Consider the following 18,964-nt stretch of genomic DNA (forward strand, 5'->3'; position numbering starts at 1 on the left):
GAGCCGTACATCCAGAGCACGTACCGGAGCCAGTGGATGGATTTTCCGGGAGCACCGAAGACCTTCACGGTGACCGCCGACCTGAGTGCCAACGAGGGGACGATGGGCTTCGGGGTGTCGCTGCTGAGTGACCAGCTGGGTCCGACGCGTACGACCACCGGCCTGGTGACCTACGCGTACCGGATCCAGACGGGTCAGAAAGGCTTCCTGGGCCTGGGCGCCAGCGTGGGGGTGTCCGAGTACATGGTGGACGGGGATGAGCTGGACCCGAACGATCCGAACGACCCGGAGATCCCGGGGGGCAGGATCAACCTGTTCACGCCGAACCTGAACACGGGGCTGTTTTACAACACCGACCGGTTCTATGCGGGCTTCAGCGTGTACAACATGATCGGCAAGAAGGCGCTGGAGAAAGAGGACATCGCCCTGGCGTACCACGACTTCCACTTTTACCTGACCGCGGGGGCGATGTTTGAGCTGTCCGAGCAGGTGGACTTCAAGCCGAGCTTTCTGGTCAAGCAGGTGAAAGGGGCCCCGACCAACTACGACCTGAACGGGATGTTCCTGTTTTTTGACCGGCTGTGGCTGGGGGCTTCGTACCGATCCAACGTGAACATCTGGGCCGATGAGCTGGACGAGAACCTGTCCAACCGGAACGCGGTGGCAGCCCTGATCGAGATCTTTGCCACGGACCGGCTGCGGCTGGGGTATGCCTATGACCACAACCTGAACGCGCTGCAGGACTACAAACACAACTCGCACGAGTTTTCGGTGGGCTTCTACATGATCCCGCGCACTGCCACGATGAAAAACCAAAGATGGTTCTGATTATGAAATCGAGCCAGCATGAGCAAGACAGACCCGGTCTGATGGGTATCAGAGGAAAGGTTCTTTTGGATACGGCTATGGGTATGGGAGATTCCATATGGCCGCTGAAAAAAAAATATAATCACATGAAAAAGACACTTACTATCCTGGGGCTCGCGGCCGGCTTATTTTTTGGCGCGACGGAGTTGGCAGAAGCCCAGCGGTCCAAAGTCCGCTATGCGGACGACCAGATGAAGCAGATGAACTACCGGCATGCGCTGGAGGTGTACCAGGAGGCGTATGCCAAGAAGCCCAACTACGCGACCGCGCGGAAGACGGCCCTGGCGGCCGAGCAGCTGCGGGACTACGAAAGCGCGTATACCTGGTGGAAGACCACGGTGGGCTACGGGCAGGCGGGCGGAGAGGACTATGCCGCCCTGCTGCGGACCGGGATCATGACCGACAACTTTACAGAGGCCCGGGGACTGGCCGACGGCAGGGGATTCAACGCCGACAGCCTGGGCATCCACCCGGGGAGTGTGCCGGCGGGCACCCGGAAGCTGAAGGTGGAAAGCATGGAAGCGCTGAACAGCAGCGAGTCGGATTTTTCGCTGGCCGAAGACGGGCTGGGCAACAGATATTTTGTGTCCGACCGGGGGGGAAGCTATCCGGACAAGATGCCGGGGATCCGGATCGACGGGAGGAACAAGATCTTCAGTGAGGAGAAGAGTGACTACACCGGACGGGGCTACTTCACGGTGTACCGTCAGGACAAGGACGGCAACATCAGCACGGTGGTATCGGATGTGCCGGGGACCAAGAGCTTTTCGGATCCGAGCTACGCGGGGGCCGACCAGTTGCTGTTTTACTCCGTGACCCGGTCGATCACCAAAGCCAAAAAGACGCGGGACATCACCGTGCAGCCGGAGATCTATTACAGCAGGGTGAGTGCGGAGGGCAAGCTCGAAGGGGCCATGGCCTTCCCGTACAACGATTCGCTGGGGTATTCGGTGATGCACCCCTTTGTGGACGAGGAAGCCAAGCGGCTTTACTTCGCCTCGGACATGCCGGGCGGCCTGGGCGGGTACGACCTGTACTACAGTGAATACAGCAAGACCGGCGACAGCCTGAGCTTCACCGCACCGGTGAACCTGGGCCCGGAAGTGAACAGCGAAGGGAATGAGACCCATCCTTTCAGAAAGAGCAACAAGTTTTACTTTTCCTCCGACGGCCGCGAAGGGCTGGGGGGACTGGACATCTTCGAGGCAACCTACAGCCCGACGGCGGTCGGCGGCACCCGCAACATGGGCACGCCGCTGAACTCCCTGGCCGATGACTTTGCCTACCGGGAAGGGAAGGACAAGACGGTGTACCTTTCTTCCAACCGAAAAGGCGGCCAGGGTCTGGACGACCTGTACATGGCCAAGGACCTGTACAAGCAGTTTTTGGCCCGGGTGCTGGACTGCAACGGGGAGCTGATCACAGCGAGCTACCTGGCGACCTTCCGGGACAAGACCCAGGGGATCCTGACCCCGACGGCCAGAAACGCCAAAGGCGAGCTGACCGCCCAGCTGGAGCCGGAGAGTGACTTTGGGATCACGATCAGCAAGCCGGGGTACTTCCCGCTGACTGACGAGAGCATCACGACCAAAGGCTTTGAAGGGGATACGGTAAAGCGGGAGTACCGCCTGGTGCCGATCCCGTACCAGCTGCCGGTGTATGTGGACATCGTGTACTACGACCTGGACAGGTATGTGATCCGCAAGGACGCGATGCCGATCCTGGACAAGCTGGCCGAGATGATGAAGAAATACAGCTTCCTGGACCTGCTGGTGGCCTCACATACCGACTCCAGGGCCAGTGACGAATACAACATCACGCTGTCCAACGGCCGGGCCAAGGCAGTGACCGAATACCTGGGAGCCAGGGGCATCAGCGCCGACCGGGTGAGACTGGAGTGGTTTGGGGAAAGCCAGCTGATCAACGACTGTGGCAACGGCAAGCCGTGCAACGAGGAAAACCACCAGCTGAACAGACGTTCCGAACTGGTGCTGGAAGCGTTCCCGGATCCGACCAAGCAGTATGAGATCCCGCAGGAGCTGAAGGACATGGACTTCTGCGAGCCCGAGGACATCTTTGAGAAGATCTCCGACGAGCTGAGCGAGATCCCGACGATCTACTTTGACTTTGACAAATCGATGCTGCGCAGTGTGCACAAGACCGAGTTGGAGCGCACGGCGATCCTGCTGAAGCGGATGCCGAACCTGATGCTGTACATCGAGGGGCACACCGACCAGCGGGGAGACGGGGAGTACAACAAAGCCCTGTCCGAGCGCAGAGCGCAGGTGGTGATGGAGTACCTGAAAAACCGGGGCGTGGAAACCAACCGGCTGGAGTCCCAGTGGTTTGGCAAGACCCGTCCGATCCACAACTGCGACGAGGTGACCTGCACCCCTGCGATGCACCAGCTGAACCGCCGGACCGAACTGCGCGTAGGCAAGTCCTCCTACGGCTACACCGGCAGACAGAAGAAAGTCGATACCCTATAAGCAAGTGACTGATTGATACGTAGTGCAAAAGGCCTCTGGGAAACCGGAGGCTTTTTTTCGTTAGGGGGGCGACGGGTCAAATATTGAGGTCTTAGATTTCTTTTCGTATTTTCCTTTTTTTGAACCTATGAAAAACGTCCTGTTACTCCTCTTCACATTCCTAAGCGGAATCTGCTTTTCGTAAAACTCATTCGATCCGGAGACCAAGGGTTATCAGTTGATTTGGCAGGAAGAGTTTGAAAAGGAGGGGAAAGTCGATTCAGTAAAGTGGACTTTTGAAAAAGGCTTTGTCAGAAATCAGGAACTGCAATGGTATCAGGAGCAGAATGCACGGCTGGAAAATGGGTATTTGATTATCACTGGAAGGAGAGAATCAGTGTCAAATCCGCATTTTGAATCGGGACACCAAGCATGGCAGAAAAACCGAAAGCAAGCGGAATACACGTCTTCCAGCATCAATACCCGCGGGAAATTTGATTTTCAATACGGAGTAGTCGAGGTCCGGGCCAAGATTGACACGGCAATGGGTATGTGGCCTGCGATCTGGACTTTGGGAATCAAAAATCCATGGCCGGCAAATGGGGAGATAGACATCATGGAGTTTTATCGCGTCAAAAACGTCCCAACCATCCTCGCAAATGCCGCCTGGGCTGATGAAGGGCAATGGCAGGCCAAATGGGATGAGGCGAAAATTCCCTTTGCTGATTTTTTGAAACTGGATCCGGAATGGCCCTCCAAATTTCACCTCTGGAGAATGGAGTGGGACGAGCATTCCATCAAGCTCTTTCTGGATGACCAATTGCTAAATGAGATCGATCTCGCCCGAACGACCAATCCGGATGGATTTAACCCTTTTCGGCATCCCCATTACCTGTTGCTCAACCTGGCGATTGGCGGAAATGGAGGCGATCCAATCAATACTGATTTTCCCAAAGAGTATCTGGTGGATTATGTACGGGTGTATCAGAAAAAGTAAGGGCAAAAGTCAGGAAAGACCATCCCAATCTCCTTTTAAGCTCCGCTAAACCGACCGATAGGAGCCTCTGAATGAGTTGCTTCTTAAAAGATAAAATGTAGAAAATTCTGCAAGAATCAGGGAGAATGCTCCCCACTTTTCAGCAGGAAAACCAATGCTGGCTAAGTCATTTTTTGCTTTTTCAACAGACTCTTTCGCTTACAGTCGCCGAATCAGGCGCAATGATCGCATTATACGATCAAATCATCCTTGTGGAAATGGTTTGGATTTGTTTTCGCAGAAGGATGCTTCTGCCACGGTGAATCTAAACTCGAAACCCCATGGGAAAGGCGTCTCCTAGGGGGATGGCTATTTGGGCATTCCATGTGGCAATTAAAAGACAAATCGCAAGCACATGAAATGCTTCATAAGAAAGTTCTCACACAGGGGATGATTATCTAGGGCATTCCATCTGACCGCTAAAAAACAAATTATAAACAGATGAAATCGATCTGGAACGGCACATTGGGATTTGGATTGGTGAATATTCCGATCAAGATGTATTCTGCATCAGAAAGTCGGACAATTGAGTTGGACATGCTGGATTCCAAGGATCATTCGCGGATCAGATATCAGCGCATCAACGAGAAATCCGGCAAGGAAGTCGAATGGAAGGATATCGTCAAAGGTTTCAAGATTGAAGACAAATACGTCATCCTGGAGGAGGAGGACTTTGAGCAGGCGAATGCCAAGAAGACCAAAATAGTGGAGATAGAGGCGTTTGTGGATGAGAGGGATGTCGCTGACATGCTTTTCAAAAAGCCCTATTTCCTCGAACCGCAAAAGGAAGGCGGCAAAGCCTACAACCTATTGCGTGACGCATTGAAAAAGACAAAAAAACTCGGGCTGGCCACCTTCGTCATGCGCCAAAAGGAAAACCTCAGCCTGATTGGAGTTTATGAGGACGTTCTGGTTTTGCATGTGATCCGGTTTTCGGACGAAATCCGAAATCCCGCTGACCTTAAGATCTCAAGCTCCAAAGCCACCAAAAAAGAAGTGGACATGGCCGAGTCGCTCATCAAGCAATACAGTGAAAAATTTGATCTCTCAAAATATAAAGATCAATACACCACACAGCTGATGAAGGTGATCAAAGCAAAATCCAAGGGCAAAAAAACCGTCTTGAAGAAGTTTGAGCCGGAAAATACGCCCTCCAAAGATCTCATGGCGCAACTGAAGGCCAGCTTGCAAAAACGTAAAAAAGCTTCGTGATGGCACTCGATGAATACAACAAAAAGCGTGATTTCAAGAAGACCAACGAACCGAGAGGAGACTTCGTAAGACAGACCGGAAAGCTGCGCTTTGTGGTCCAGCGGCACGATGCTAGCCGCCTGCATTTTGATCTCCGGCTGGAGATGGACGGGGTGCTCAAAAGCTGGGCTGTCCCAAAGGGCCCTTCCCTCAATGTCGCTGACAAGCGACTGGCTGTGCAGACAGAAGACCATCCGCTGAAGTATCTGAACTTCCAAGGCACTATCCCCGAAGGGAACTACGGCGCAGGCGAAATGACCATCTGGGATTCGGGAACGTATGCTCCCATTTCTGATAAAAAAGACGCCGCTCTGGCAATGTTCGAAGAAGGCGATCTTAAGATTACTTTTTATGGCGCCAAGCTTCGCGGCGACTTTGCCTTGGTCCGGACAAGGTTTGAAGGCAAGCAGCCACAATGGCTTTTGATCAAGAAAAAGGATGAATTCGCTACGGATCTGGACTACGACGCCAATCTGCATCTTAACGAACTACAGTCAGAGGAGTCGCCGAAAGCTCCAAAGAAATTAACGCTCAAGCAACAGGTCTCACCGATGCTGGCCTCTACCAGCAAAACGCTGAAATTCAGCAATTCCAAAAACTGGCTCTACGAAATCAAGTGGGATGGCTATCGCATGATCTGCAATCACTCGGATATTGCGACCACGCTCTATTCCCGAACTGGGATCGACTATTCGAAAACCTATCCGGACCTGATTACCAGCCTAAAACAGCTACCTAAGAGCGCCATTATCGATGGAGAAGTGGTCGCACTGAACAAGGACGGCAAATCAAATTTCCAATGGCTTCAACACTATGGGGAAGAACCCAAAGGGACGTTGACTTACCTAGTGTTCGACCTACTGTACGTCGACGGCCACAGCATCCTTCATCTTCCGCTCGTGGAGCGAAAAGAGCTGCTGGAAACGCTCGTGGAAGACCTTCCGAATATCCGCTACAGTGATCACTTAATTGGCGGAGGCAAGGCATTTTTTGAAGAAAGCAAGGCGAAAGGGCTCGAAGGGATCATTGGCAAAAAGGCTGACTCTCGGTACCACCCGGGTGTCCGGTCCGAGGAATGGGTCAAGTTTAAGACACAGGAAAGCACCGAAGCCGTCATTTGTGGCTACACCCACTCGGAAAACCGCCCCTTTGGATCCTTGATTCTAGGCCTGCATCAAGCCGGTGAGCTGGCTTATGCCGGCAACTGCGGAACGGGCTTTTCCATCACCCAACAAAAAGAACTGCTCTCGCAATTCGCGAAAATCAAGCAAACAAAATCTCCCTTTCCGGAAAAGATCAATCTGAGCGGAAGGAAGCCAGTTTGGCTGCATCCCGTGATGATAGCGGAAGTGACCTTTGCAGAGTGGACGGACAACAAGCGACTGCGCCAACCGGTATTCAAGGCGCTGCGCAATGATAAGTTTCCGCAAGAACTGACTGTCGAAAGTTCGGAAAGCGCGGGAAAACCAGTTGGAAACTCTGATAATTCCCTGGAGCTAGACGGGATCAACGTTCAGATCACCAACCTGGAAAAAAAGCTTTGGCCGAAAGAAGGGATCTCCAAGTACGACCTGATCGACTACTACCTGACCGTATCCGACTACATCTTGCCCTTCTTGAAAGATCGGCCGCAAAACCTCCACCGTCATCCCAACGGAATCGATCAGGATAGCTTCTATCAGAAAGACACGCCGGACGGCTACCCCGACTGGATCGAGACGGTGACTATTCACTCTGAATCCGCCAACAAGGACATCGATTACATGCTGTGTCAAAAGGAGGCCACCTTGATCTACATGGCAAACTTGGGCTGCATTGAGATTAATCCCTGGAATGCGCGGGTCGGTTCGCTGGACAAACCCGACTACATCGTCATCGATCTGGATCCCTCGGACAAAAACGACTTCAAGCAGGTCATCGAGGTGGCGCAGGCGTTTTATGAGTTGCTCAAAGAGCTCAATGTAGACGGCTACTGCAAAACCTCAGGAGCGAGCGGACTGCACATCTACATCCCCCTAGGGGCTAAATACAGCTTTGAGGAAGGCCGTGAATTCTGCAAACTCCTATGTACAATCATCCAGGAGCAGTTGCCAACGCTGACAACCATGGAAAGGCCACTCAAGGCCAGAAAGGGAAGAATCTACTTGGATTATCTGCAAAACCGTCCCGGACAGACGCTTGCCGCAGCGTATTGCGTCCGACCCAAGCCCGGTGCGACGGTATCAACTCCACTTCTTTGGAAAGAGGTGAACGGAAAGCTCGACAAGAATGACTTTACCATCTTCACGCTGATGAAGAGACTGGAGAAGCATCCAGATCTTTTTCTTGAAGTGTTGGGACCGGGAGTGCAGATCGAAAAAGTCCTCGAGAAGTTGGACAGCTAGAACAGTCGGGAACTCCATTCTCTGAGATTCGGCTGAATGATTGATCTTTTGTAAGTCTGAAAACAAACCATAACCAAAATGCAAACTAAAACCACACTTTTCCTCTTGACTTTGGCAACCCTCAGTTTTGCCTCCTGCAAAGAAAAAGTCTCCAAAGAGGAGAAAGAAGAAATCTCGCAATCCAGTCCGGACACTGTGCAGACTGCGATCGGTGAATTGATCCTGCCTCCACCCTACGCTACCGAAGCCACGGTCAACCAGAGCAATGTAGTGGATTGGCCAGAAGGACAGATGCCCACCGCACCGGAAGGATTTACGGTAAGTAAATTTGCCGACCGGCTTGATAATCCGCGAAATACCTATGTCGCTGAAAACGGCGACATCTTCGTCGTGGAGAGCAATACCAAGGGAAGCGCAGATCGGATCACGATCTTTCAGGACAAGGACCAAAATGGCGACTATGAAGTCCGCGAAACATTCAAAGATGGGCTGAACAGCCCCTACGGAGTACTCGTCCTGGGCAATCATTTCTATGTCGCCAACACGGACGGACTCTATAGATTCCCCTACCGGGCCGGGCAGACCAAGCTGGAAGCGGAAGGGGAAAAGATCTTGGAGCTGCCGGCTGGAGGGTATAACAATCACTGGACTCGAAACCTGATTGCGAGCGAAGACGGCAGCAAAATCTACATCTCTGTAGGTTCTGCCAGCAATGTCGCAGAGCATGGAATGGAGGAAGAGCAGCGCAGAGCCGGAGTTCTAGAGGTCAATCCTGATGGATCGGGTGAAGTAATCTACGCCAGCGGCCTTCGCAATCCTGTGGGAATGTCCTGGAATCCTGTGACGAAGGAGCTTTGGACGGCAGTAAATGAGCGTGATGCTTTAGGAGACGAGCTGGTGCCTGACTACATCACGAGTGTGAAGAAGGGCGGATTCTACGGTTGGCCATATTCCTACTATGGTCAGATCGTGGATCCGCGGTTGGAAGGCCAAGCCCCCGAAATGGTGGCGAAAGCGATCGTCCCCGATGTGCCGGTTGGAAGCCACACGGCTTCGTTGGGTTTGACTTTTTACGACGGCTCGGCCTTTCCCGAGGAGTATAGAAACGGCGCTTTCGTCGGTCAGCACGGGTCTTGGAACCGCGCGAAGCTTGCGGGATACAAAGTGCTCTTCGTTCCTTTTGCCAATGGAAAACCGTCGGGGCAACCCAAGGATTTCCTGACCGGATTTGTGTCTGGGTCGGATAAGTCGCAGGTCTACGGGCGCCCCGTGGATGTGACCGTGCTGCCTGATGGATCGCTGCTGGTCAATGACGATAGCGGAAATACCCTTTGGAAAATCTCCTATTCAAAATAGATGTAGCGCGCAGCTTATTTTGTCCACGAGCAAGATTGATACTGCAAAGTCAGTGGAAGTTTTTTAGCTGACTTTGCAGTTTTTTGATTGGCTGATGAATAACAGCTGCTGTGGGTTTTATCCTCATCATGAGGAATTTACGAGACTAGAGGGTCCTCCGGTGGATCGAATTTGAAACCAGTCTCAATTATTTTTTAATGGCAATGCCGCAATCGATGTCTCAGGTAAATCATCGACAAAATCCTTAAAAGTGCAGGACGCGCCTCCATGCTTGGGTTTTCGCGCTGTGACTTTGTGAAACCGTATTCTTCCAAAAATCGATGAAAAATCTGATTTGCCGAGGAGGCTAAGCGAATTGAATTCCTTGGAATGTTTTTAGTGCTTTTCAACCGCATATCTACTAAAATCTGTAAGCCATGAGTGAAAGAGAAAAGGGCAAAATCTGTATTGAGAATGCCAAGATCGATAATCTCTACATGAACACAGACGACGGAAGTGACGAAGCGAGGACTACCAATCAGAGGTTGAGAATCAGCGACGACCATAACTCACTTTCCTCTGGAGAGCATGGTCCTTCCCTGACGGAGGATTTCCGTTTCCGTGAAAAAATAAACCACTTCGTCCACGAGCGGATTCCTGAGAGGAACGTGGACGCCCGGGGAGCCGCGGCGCATGGTTATTTCGAATCTTACGGAGATTTCTCTGAATTCACCAAAGCCGATTTTCTGGGAATGAAAGGCAGGAGAACGCCTGTGTTTGCCAGATTCAGCACTATCGCCGGATTTACAGGCTTCTCGGCTCTGGCCAGAGATGTGAAGGGTTTTGCGGTGAAATTCTATACCGACGATGGAGACTACGACCTCGTCGGTAACAACGTGCCGGTCTTTTTTATCAAAGACGCGATCAAATTCCCCGACTTGATTCATGCAGCCAAGCCAGAGCAGCACAATGAAATCCATCGGACTGCTTCCGCCCAGGATGCTTTTTGGGACTTTATCTCGCTGAGGCCCGAGAGTATGCACATGATCATGTGGCTGATGAGTGATCGCGCGCTACCGAGAAGCTTTAGCACGATGGAAGGTTTTGGGGTGCATACCTTTCGCTTCATCAACGAGAATAATGAATCTCATTTTGTGAAATTTCACTGGAAGCCCCGTGCCGGAACCCACTCGGTCAGTTGGGATGAGGCTCAGAAGATCTCAGGCCAGGATCCTGACTTTCACCGTAGAGAACTATGGAACGCCATCGAAAAAGGGAACCTCCCCGAGTGGGACCTTGGAGTACAGCTGGTGCCTGAAAAAGACGAGCACATGTTCGACTTTGATCTCCTCGATCCGACCAAACTCATCCCGGAAGAATTGGTGCCGATAAAACTCATCGGAAAGATGGTGCTCAACGCCAATCCGTCCGATTTCTTTGCTGAAACAGAACAGGTGGCATTTCACCCGGGGCATCTTGTACCGGGAATTGATTTCAGCAGTGATCCGCTGCTGCAAGGAAGGCGTTTCTCCTACCCTGACACGCAGCTTTCCAGGCTGGGCGGCCTGGATTTTAACGAAATTCCAATCAATCGACCCATCGCTCCTGTACAGAATAACCGATTTCGAGGCCACATGCGACAAGAAATCAACGTTTTTCCCTCCTACCTTGAGAAAATCGACGGGGACAAGATCCGCAAAGGAAGTAGCCGCTTCGCGGATCATTTCAGCCAAGCCAAACTCTTTTTCGAAAGTCAGACAAAGATGGAGCAGGCCCATATCATCGAGGCGCTGCGTTTTGAGCTCGGAAAGGTGACGTGCGGGAATATCAAAGAAGGGATGATCCGTATGCTGAGTTTTATCGACGACGAGTTGGCCAAGCACGTGGCCCAAGGGTTTAGGATAAATCGCCTGTACAGACCCAAGGAGTCACCAAATCACAGTTTTCCTGTAGATACTGACCCTCTGGATTATCAGCCAAGAGTAACGAAATCCACTATCGAAAAGCCTGAAAAGCTCATCCTGATGGATTTCTCTGGCAGAGGAATCAAAGGGAGACGCATTGCGGTGCTAGCAGCTGACGGAGTGGAAACAGATTCGCTCAACACCTTTTTAGATGCAATCGAGAAAGGGGGCGCGGACGCAAAAGTCATCAGCATCCATGGAGGATTTATCGGTGGTGCCAACGGTGAAGTGATCAAGGTAGACCAAAGTCTATTGGCTGCGTCTTCTGTCTTGTTTGATGCGGTTTTTGTACCTGCTGGCATGAGAAGTAGCCGTATACTGCGAAAGGATCCAGCCGCTATCCGGTTTCTGGACGAGGCGTATAAGCACTGCAAGTACATCGCGATCAACGGCGCGGGCGAAAAACTCTGGGAGAAGACCTATGCCTCAAGGAATGTTGATCCAAAAGGCGTGTTATTTGATCAGGATGTAAACACATTCATCAAGGCAGTCGCTCAGCATAGGATTTGGGAACGGGAAGATGCAATGACGATTCCAGTGTAAGGAGTGGGTTTAACTCCTCCATTCAAGGTCGTTCAGTCAAAGGTTTTGGAGCTGTCTGCGATCAGGGAGTTCAATTCCGCCAGTTCCTTTTCGGTGAGATCACGCCATTTTCCCACGGGGATATCCAGGTGGATATTCATGATCCGGATGCGCTTGAGCTGCTTGACGGTATAGCCCAGAAACTCGCACATCCGTCGGATCTGTCGGTTGAGGCCCTGGGTGAGGATGATGCGAAACTTAAACTTGCTGATCTGTTCGACCCTGCAGGGCTCCGTCACCGTCCCCAGGATCGGAATGCCGGAAGACATCTTCCGGACGAAGTTTGCGTCAAAAGGCCGGTCAACCGTCACGATGTATTCCTTTTCGTGGTTGTTTTTGGACCGTAAGATCTTGTTGACGATATCCCCTTCGCTGGTGAGCAGGATCAGCCCTTCGCTGTCTTTGTCCAACCTTCCAATCGGAAAGATTCGCTCCGGATGTCCGATGTAGTCGATGATGTTGTTTTTCTCACCCTTCACGTCGGTAGTTGATACTATGCCGACCGGTTTGTTGAAGACGATGTAGACATGCACCTGTTTGGGCTTTCCTACCAATTCTCCGTCGACTCGCACTTCATCCTGCGGAAAAACTTTGGTACCCAGTTCGGGAAGTTTTCCATTGATAGTGATTCTGTTTTCTTCCAAAAGCTTGTCCGCTGCCCGTCTCGAGCAGAAGCCCACCTCGCTGAGGTATTTATTGATACGAATCGAAGAATCCTCGGGCATGGTAAAAAGAAAATGGATTTGACCGGAAATTTACCTGATCAAATCGAGCATGTCGCTGGCGGCACATACTGAGATGATTATTGACTTTGCGAGATTCCATGTGGCCATAAAAAACAAATTATAGACACATGAAATCCACTATTAAAATTCGAGCGTGTTTTCCTTAGTACGTTGGCTTTATCGCCGGTGTTGAAGATTCCTGTTTCTTAAAGTCCAGTATGGGAAAGAGAGTCCGTGACAACTGCCAAAAGTCTCTTTTCACCGTTCATCGGGATCGCAGCAAGCAAGCGAAGCGATTCCGCTTTCTTGGCGTTGAAAGCAGTCAAGTTTGCCTTCGAGATCGGTTCGGAAGGAGGAATCTCCTCGGCCAGCCAATCTTCCTGCTTGCCATTTTTCCAGAATCTAAAGCAAAGATGCGGGCCTGTGGCCAAACCTGTACTTCCCACATAGCCGATCACTTGCCCTTGAGTCACGCGGGTGCCGGGCTTGATGCCTTTGCCGATCTTTGACATGTGCAGGTATTGAGTGGTGTAGGTGCCATTGTGTTTGATCTTGACGTAGTTGCCGTTTGCAGAGGAGTATCTGGCGTCGACCACGGTGCCTTCGCCTACGCTTCGGATCTCTGTGCCGGTTCTGGCCGCGTAGTCAGTGCCCAAGTGCGCTTTGTATCTTTTCTGGACGGGGTGAAACCGCTTCAGATTGTATCTGGAGCTGATGCGGGTATATTCCAATGGATCTCTCAGGAATGCCTTTTTCATAGAATTTCCCTCTTGATCAAAGAAATTCATCTCTCCGTTTTGCTCGAAAGGAATCGCATGGTAAGGCTTGCCATTGTGTTGAAAAAATGCAAGCTGGATGCCTGAAACCCCTACTACCACGTCGTCTACGAGCTTTTCCTGATAGACTACTTTGAAGACATCACCTTTTTGTAGTGACTGGAAGTCGACCGACCAGCCGAATAGGTCAGCAAACTTGTTGATAACACTGATGGACACATCTTTGGAATCCATGTCTTGGTAGAGCGAATTTTCGATCACTCCTCCGATCTCTTTGGTGCGGTAGATGGCGGGTTTTTCTGCCTTGTAGATATCCATGGAGTCCAGATTGAACACCACGTACTCTGCAGGATTCGGTTCGTAGATAAAAAACTGCGCCTGGTCTGAACCTGAGGGAGAGATGACAGTAAACTTTTTGTTGGCGGCGATTCCGCGTACATCAAAGACGCTCTTGGATTTTTTGGCGATCTCGTCGATGATCTGGTAGGGGACATTGAAGGGAGAAAGGATCGAGGCCAGTGTCTGGTTTTTGCTGACAGTGCCTTCCACTATATCGAGACCGGTGACGTTGATTCCGTAGAGGAAAACCTCTTTTTCGACTGGAATACTGTCTGTAGCGATTGTCAACGGATCTGCTTGCGCAGCTTCATTCTTGTTGACGATCTGGAAAACGGCACCAGCTCCGAGGGTGAGGGCAAGAGCTGCAATACCTATCCATTTGTTGTTCATTACTCGCTGATATTTAAGGGGTACTGATAAATTAACTTCTAATCAAGGGAAATCAGGGCTCAATTCCAAACATAAAACCCGGAAAGCCGTACAAACGCCAATTTTCGTGCCGCAATGTTGCAAAAAGTAAAGAAAAGGCGAAAAGGGCTGATTGATAACTTTTTAAAATTTTAAGGGAAATCGCTGGCTTTTCTGAAGTAAAATCTTGCTTTTGTTGCGAATCTTCAAACCAGAGACGCTGATCTCTGGATCAATTATTTATCTTTGACCTCCCAAAAAATCAAGGAATCAAAATGTTGAGATCTCACACTTGCGGCGAATTGCGCCTCGACCATGTAAATCAGGAAGTGACCCTTGCGGGCTGGGTTCAGCGCGTCCGCAACAAAGGTGGATTGATCTGGGTGGATCTTCGTGATCGATATGGCTTGACGCAGTTGATTTTTGAAGAGGGATCTTCCGAAAAAAGCCTGCTCGAAAAAGCAGCGCAGCTCGGACGTGAATTTGTGGTCTCAGCTACTGGGACAGTCATCGAACGTACCGCCAAAAATGATAAAATGCCGACAGGTTCGATCGAGATCAAGGTCAGCAAACTGGAAGTACTCAATGCTGCCAAGGTGCCTCCGTTTATCATCGAGGACGAGACAGACGGTGGCGACGAGCTCCGGATGAAGTACCGCTACCTCGATCTGAGACGTGGGGTCGTGCGTGAAAAGCTGCAACTCCGTCACCGCATGATGCAGGAAACCCGCAGATACATGGACGGGCAGGATTTCATCGAAGTGGAGACTCCTGTGTTGATCAAGTCAACTCCCGAAGGAGCGAGGGATTTTGTGGTGCCAAGCCGGGCAAATCCGGGTGAATTTTATGCACTGCCTCAGTCTCCCCAGACCTTTAAGCAATTACTGATGGTTTCCGGCTTTGACCGGTATTTCCAGATCGTCAAGTGCTTCCGTGATGAGGATTTACGGGCAGACCGTCAGCCTGAGTTTACCCAGATTGACTGTGAGATGGCCTTCGTCACGCAAGAGGATATCTTGAACACCTTCGAGGGCTTGGTAAAGCATCTGTTTTCGGCAGTAAAGGGAATCGATCTCGGCTATGTCGAGCACATGACCTTTGCGGATGCGATGAAAGGATACGGAAATGACAAACCGGATCTTCGCTTTGATATGAAATTTGTCGAGCTCAATGAACTGGCCAAGGGAAAAGACTTCGCGATCTTTGACAATGCTGAGCTGGTCGTTGGGATTTGTGCCAAAGGCGCGGCGGGCTATACCAGAAAGCAGATCGACGATCTGACCGAATGGTTGAAGCGCCCGCAGATCGGTGCTAAAGGCATGATCTACGTTCGTTACAACGAAGACGGCACGCTCAAATCCAGTGTGGATAAGTTTTATTCCCCGGAAGATCTCAAGACTTGGGCGGACGCATTTGGTGCAGAGCCAGGTGACCTGATGCTGATCCTAAGTGGAGACGCCAACACCGCCCGCAAGCAGCTCTCTGAGCTGAGACTGAAGATGGGTGAGGATCTGGGACTTCGCGACAGAACTAAGTTTAAACCGCTTTGGGTGGTGGATTTCCCGCTTTTGGAATGGGATGAGGAGACCAAGCGTTACCACGCGATGCACCACCCATTCACGTCTCCCAAGCCGGAGGATATTGCTTTGCTGGACACCGATCCGGGAGCAGTTCGCGCCAATGCCTATGATCTCGTGATCAACGGCGTGGAAGTCGGCGGAGGTTCTATCCGTATTCACGACCGCGGGACGCAGCAGATGATGTTTAGACATCTGGGCTTTAGCGATGAGGAAGCACAAAAGCAGTTTGGATTCCTGATGGAAGCCTTCGAATACGGCGCGCCGCCACACGGAGGCATTGCCTTTGGCTTCGATAGGATCTGCGCCATCTTCGGAGGATCTGATTCCATCCGTGACTACATCGCTTTCCCTAAAAACAACTCCGGCAGAGACGTCATGATCGACTCACCGAGTACGATTGCCGATGAGCAGTTGAAAGAACTGTCCATCCGGGTGAGTTTGAGCGAGAAATGAGATTTTAGATATAAGAGACTAAATAACCCATCCTGCAACTAGCGGGATGGGTTTTTTGATGTCAAAAAAATAGTCGTTTTCAAAAACTTAGCGCCCCTAGATTTTGACTGAATATAGATTAACATATATATTCATACCGTAAAGTTTACTCCATTTGACTTTTATCAAGTAAAAATTACAATGTTTCAGGAATCGAATCACTTTTAACTTATCGATATGAAAAACAAATTTTCTCTTCTCAAAACCGCAGTCCTGCTTCTTCTGTTTGTGCCGATGGTGGCGCAGGCGCAGGACAAACCCAACATCCTCGTGATATGGGGGGATGACATCGGGTGGTCCAACGTTGGGTTCAACAACAATGGACTTATGGGCTACAAAACGCCCAACATTGACCGGATTGCCAAGGAAGGTGCCGTGTTCACAGACTGGTATGGACAGCAGTCGTGCACCGCGGGACGTGCGGCATTTATCCTCGGGCAGCATCCGTTCAGAACCGGGCTCTTGACAATCGGTATGCCAGGTGACCCGCATGGGGTCAAGGCGACTCAGCCGACTATTGCAGATTTGCTGAAGCCGCAGGGCTATGCTACTGGCCAGTTTGGCAAAAACCACCTGGGTGATCAGGATGAGCACTTACCGACAAACCACGGCTTTGACGAGTTTTTTGGAAACCTTTATCACCTGAATGCTGAGGAGGAACCGGAAGGATACTACTATCCAAAGGATCCCGAGTTCCGCAAAAAATTTGGTCCACGCGGAGTTATCCACAGTACCGCGGATGGCAACATCCAGGATACAGGCCCCTTGACCATTAAGCGGATGGAGACGGTAGATGAAGAATTTGAAAATGCGGCGATTGCTTTCATAGAGAAAGCTCATGCAGATGGTAAGCCATTCTTTGTATGGCTGAGTGCTACCCGAATGCACGTTTGGACTCACCTAAAAGAAGAGAGCGTGGGCGTGACTGGCATCGGTCTCTATCCTGACGGAATGGTAGAACACGACAAAGCCGTAGGCAGAATCCTGGACAAGCTGGACGAGCTGGGTATCACGGACAATACCATCGTGATGTATTCTACCGATAACGGAGCGGAGAAATTTAGCTGGCCGGATGGGGGATCAACACCGTTTAGGGGAGAAAAAGGTACTACATGGGAAGGTGGTTTCCGTGTGCCTGCGGCAATCCGTTGGCCGGGTGTGATCAAGCCCGGTACAGTGTACAATGATATCTTCTCCCACGAGGACATGATGCCTACCTTGGTGGCCGCTGCCGGAGAGCCTAATATCAAAGAAAAAGTGCTGACCGGCTATCAGGCAAATGGAAAGACATTCAAGCAGCACTTGGATGGCTACAACATGTTGCCGTTTTTGAAGGGTGAGGTGAAAGAATCTCCTAGGAAGGAGATCTTCTACTTTGATGCAGGAGGCAATCTGAATGCAATCCGTTATGAGATGTGGAAGCTGCATTTTTCAATCATGGACGGGGCGATTAACACAGCTTACCGCAAGTCGCCGAGCTGGCCACTTGCTATCAATTTGAGGGCTGATCCTTATGAGGTTTCGTTTGAATCTGGTTTGTATACCAAATGGTATGGCGAAAACATGTGGCTGTTTGTTCCTGCTCAACGGTTCGCAGCTCAGTTTTTGTCAACCTTTAAGGATTTTCCTCCTCAAACGGGCTCTTCGCTTTCTGTGGACAAAGTAGTGCAGCAGTTAGCGAGTCCCGCTAGAAACTAGTCTTCAGCCATCACCAAAGGTTATCCGGTATTTTCCCGGATAACCTTTTTTATTACCTGTCATTTTAATTTTTAAAGCTGTTTTTATGACCCCACAAGAAGCGATACAGGAGCTCAAAAAAAGAATGTCTGCTTCCATTATCGGTCAGGAAGACCTGATTGATCGCCTGATCTTGGTCTTACTCGCCGATGGGAATATGCTGCTGGAAGGCCTTCCGGGCTTGGCAAAGACCAGAGCGATCAAGACCTTGGCGAGCGAACTGGACTGCGGTTTGAGTAGAATTCAGTTTACGCCGGATCTGTTGCCCTCTGACGTCACTGGTACGGAGATCTACCAGCCCGAGCTGAAGGAAAAGTTTGTCTTTCAGCAAGGTCCCATCTTCAGCAATCTGATCCTGGCCGATGAGATCAACCGGGCTCCGGCGAAGGTGCAGTCTGCGCTATTGGAAGCCATGGAAGAGCGGCAGGTCTCTGTGGCTGGAAAAACCTACAAGATGGAGCCGCTCTTCATGGTCATGGCAACTCAAAACCCCGTGGAGCAAGAAGGAACCTATCCGCTTCCCGAAGCCCAAATGGACCGCTTTCTCATGCATGTGGTCATCAGCTATCCCGATGACGCTTCTGAGCTTGCCATCATGCGACTTAACAGAAATGAGCAGGGAGGTGGAAAAAGCGAGAAAAAAGAAAAGCTTTCGCCCCAAGTCATCTTCGATGCCAGGAAAGAAATCAGCCAGGTCAAGATCTCTGAAGCCATGGAGAAATACATCGTGGACCTTATCTCCGCCACCCGTTTTCCAAAGAAATACAGTGAAGAACTCGACGGGTGGCTGGACTATGGCGCCAGCCCGAGGGGAAGTATCGCGCTGGATCGTGCCTCCAGAACCCACGCCTGGATGAGTGGAAGCGACTTCGTGACACCGGAGGATGTTCGGGCAGTAGTTCATGACTGCCTTCGTCATCGATTAATCCTCAGCTATGAGGCCAATGCAGAGGGAATTAATGCGGACCAAGTCTTGGATGAGATTCTCAAAAAAGTGGCAGTGGTGGCTTAGAATTTATT

The 18,964-nt window shown here is 50.9% G+C and carries 12 protein-coding genes; 10 read left to right on the top strand and 2 right to left on the bottom strand.

What is annotated here, in order from left to right:
* The 7 genes from G459_RS0122775 to G459_RS0122805 all read left to right on the top strand — a co-directional run.
* Nucleotides 1–828: PorP/SprF family type IX secretion system membrane protein (locus tag G459_RS0122775; protein ID WP_026969673.1), on the top strand; the 828-nt coding region annotated here is incomplete at its 5' end.
* Nucleotides 829–953: 125 nt separating this feature from the next.
* Entirely contained in the window at nucleotides 954–3,356 is a 2,403-nt protein-coding gene (locus G459_RS0122780; RefSeq protein WP_035456758.1) for an OmpA family protein, read from the top strand.
* A 217-nt stretch (nucleotides 3,357–3,573) separates the two neighbouring features.
* Nucleotides 3,574–4,332, top strand: a complete 759-nt coding sequence (locus G459_RS28340; RefSeq protein ID WP_051315380.1) for a glycoside hydrolase family 16 protein — start codon at nucleotides 3,574–3,576, stop codon at nucleotides 4,330–4,332.
* A gap of 480 nt (nucleotides 4,333–4,812) precedes the next feature.
* Nucleotides 4,813–5,583: a non-homologous end joining protein Ku gene (gene ku, locus G459_RS0122790; protein WP_026969675.1), complete on the top strand. Its 771-nt coding sequence runs from the start codon at nucleotides 4,813–4,815 to the stop codon at nucleotides 5,581–5,583.
* Nucleotides 5,583–8,006: a DNA ligase D gene (ligD, locus tag G459_RS0122795; protein WP_026969676.1), complete on the top strand. Its 2,424-nt coding sequence runs from the start codon at nucleotides 5,583–5,585 to the stop codon at nucleotides 8,004–8,006. Before ku ends, ligD begins: the two co-directional genes overlap by 1 nt.
* Before the next feature lie 78 nt (nucleotides 8,007–8,084).
* Complete coding sequence (locus tag G459_RS0122800) at nucleotides 8,085–9,362, top strand: PQQ-dependent sugar dehydrogenase (RefSeq protein WP_026969677.1); 1,278 nt, start codon at nucleotides 8,085–8,087, stop codon at nucleotides 9,360–9,362.
* Between the two features lie 416 nt (nucleotides 9,363–9,778).
* Nucleotides 9,779–11,848 carry a catalase gene (locus G459_RS0122805; protein ID WP_026969678.1) on the top strand — a complete coding sequence of 690 codons (2,070 nt, stop codon included), beginning with the start codon at nucleotides 9,779–9,781 and terminating at the stop codon, nucleotides 11,846–11,848.
* Between the two features lie 32 nt (nucleotides 11,849–11,880).
* Here G459_RS0122805 and rluF read toward each other — a convergent pair whose 3' ends face one another.
* Nucleotides 11,881–12,612, bottom strand: coding sequence for a 23S rRNA pseudouridine(2604) synthase RluF (rluF, locus tag G459_RS0122810; RefSeq protein ID WP_026969679.1), 732 nt, complete (start codon nucleotides 12,610–12,612; stop codon nucleotides 11,881–11,883).
* Nucleotides 12,613–12,818: 206 nt separating this feature from the next.
* Nucleotides 12,819–14,117, bottom strand: coding sequence for a M23 family metallopeptidase (locus G459_RS0122815; RefSeq protein WP_026969680.1), 1,299 nt, complete (start codon nucleotides 14,115–14,117; stop codon nucleotides 12,819–12,821).
* Nucleotides 14,118–14,410: 293 nt separating this feature from the next.
* Here G459_RS0122815 and aspS point away from each other — a divergent pair, with 293 nt between their 5' ends.
* The 3 genes from aspS (at nucleotide 14,411) to G459_RS0122830 (ending at nucleotide 18,956) form a co-directional block, all read left to right on the top strand.
* Complete coding sequence (gene aspS / locus G459_RS0122820) at nucleotides 14,411–16,168, top strand: aspartate--tRNA ligase (protein ID WP_026969681.1); 1,758 nt, start codon at nucleotides 14,411–14,413, stop codon at nucleotides 16,166–16,168.
* Nucleotides 16,169–16,384: 216 nt separating this feature from the next.
* Nucleotides 16,385–17,905: an arylsulfatase gene (locus G459_RS0122825; protein ID WP_026969682.1), complete on the top strand. Its 1,521-nt coding sequence runs from the start codon at nucleotides 16,385–16,387 to the stop codon at nucleotides 17,903–17,905.
* An 85-nt stretch (nucleotides 17,906–17,990) separates the two neighbouring features.
* A complete protein-coding gene (locus tag G459_RS0122830; RefSeq protein ID WP_026969683.1) occupies nucleotides 17,991–18,956 on the top strand; it encodes an AAA family ATPase in 966 nt (321 codons plus the stop codon).
* Nucleotides 18,957–18,964: the final 8 nt, after the last annotated feature.

Source organism: Algoriphagus terrigena DSM 22685, from assembly GCF_000429445.1.
Classification (GTDB): Bacteria; Bacteroidota; Bacteroidia; order Cytophagales; family Cyclobacteriaceae; genus Algoriphagus; species Algoriphagus terrigena.

Coding starts and splice junctions, on each gene's coding strand:
- G459_RS0122780 (WP_035456758.1), top strand. CDS start 954: ATGAAAAAGACACTTACTATCCTGGGGCTCGCGGCCGGCTTATTTTTT.
- ku (WP_026969675.1), top strand. CDS start 4,813: ATGAAATCGATCTGGAACGGCACATTGGGATTTGGATTGGTGAATATT.
- ligD (WP_026969676.1), top strand. CDS start 5,583: ATGGCACTCGATGAATACAACAAAAAGCGTGATTTCAAGAAGACCAAC.
- G459_RS0122800 (WP_026969677.1), top strand. CDS start 8,085: ATGCAAACTAAAACCACACTTTTCCTCTTGACTTTGGCAACCCTCAGT.
- G459_RS0122805 (WP_026969678.1), top strand. CDS start 9,779: ATGAGTGAAAGAGAAAAGGGCAAAATCTGTATTGAGAATGCCAAGATC.
- rluF (WP_026969679.1), bottom strand. CDS start 12,612: ATGCCCGAGGATTCTTCGATTCGTATCAATAAATACCTCAGCGAGGTG.
- G459_RS0122815 (WP_026969680.1), bottom strand. CDS start 14,117: ATGAACAACAAATGGATAGGTATTGCAGCTCTTGCCCTCACCCTCGGA.
- aspS (WP_026969681.1), top strand. CDS start 14,411: ATGTTGAGATCTCACACTTGCGGCGAATTGCGCCTCGACCATGTAAAT.
- G459_RS0122825 (WP_026969682.1), top strand. CDS start 16,385: ATGAAAAACAAATTTTCTCTTCTCAAAACCGCAGTCCTGCTTCTTCTG.
- G459_RS0122830 (WP_026969683.1), top strand. CDS start 17,991: ATGACCCCACAAGAAGCGATACAGGAGCTCAAAAAAAGAATGTCTGCT.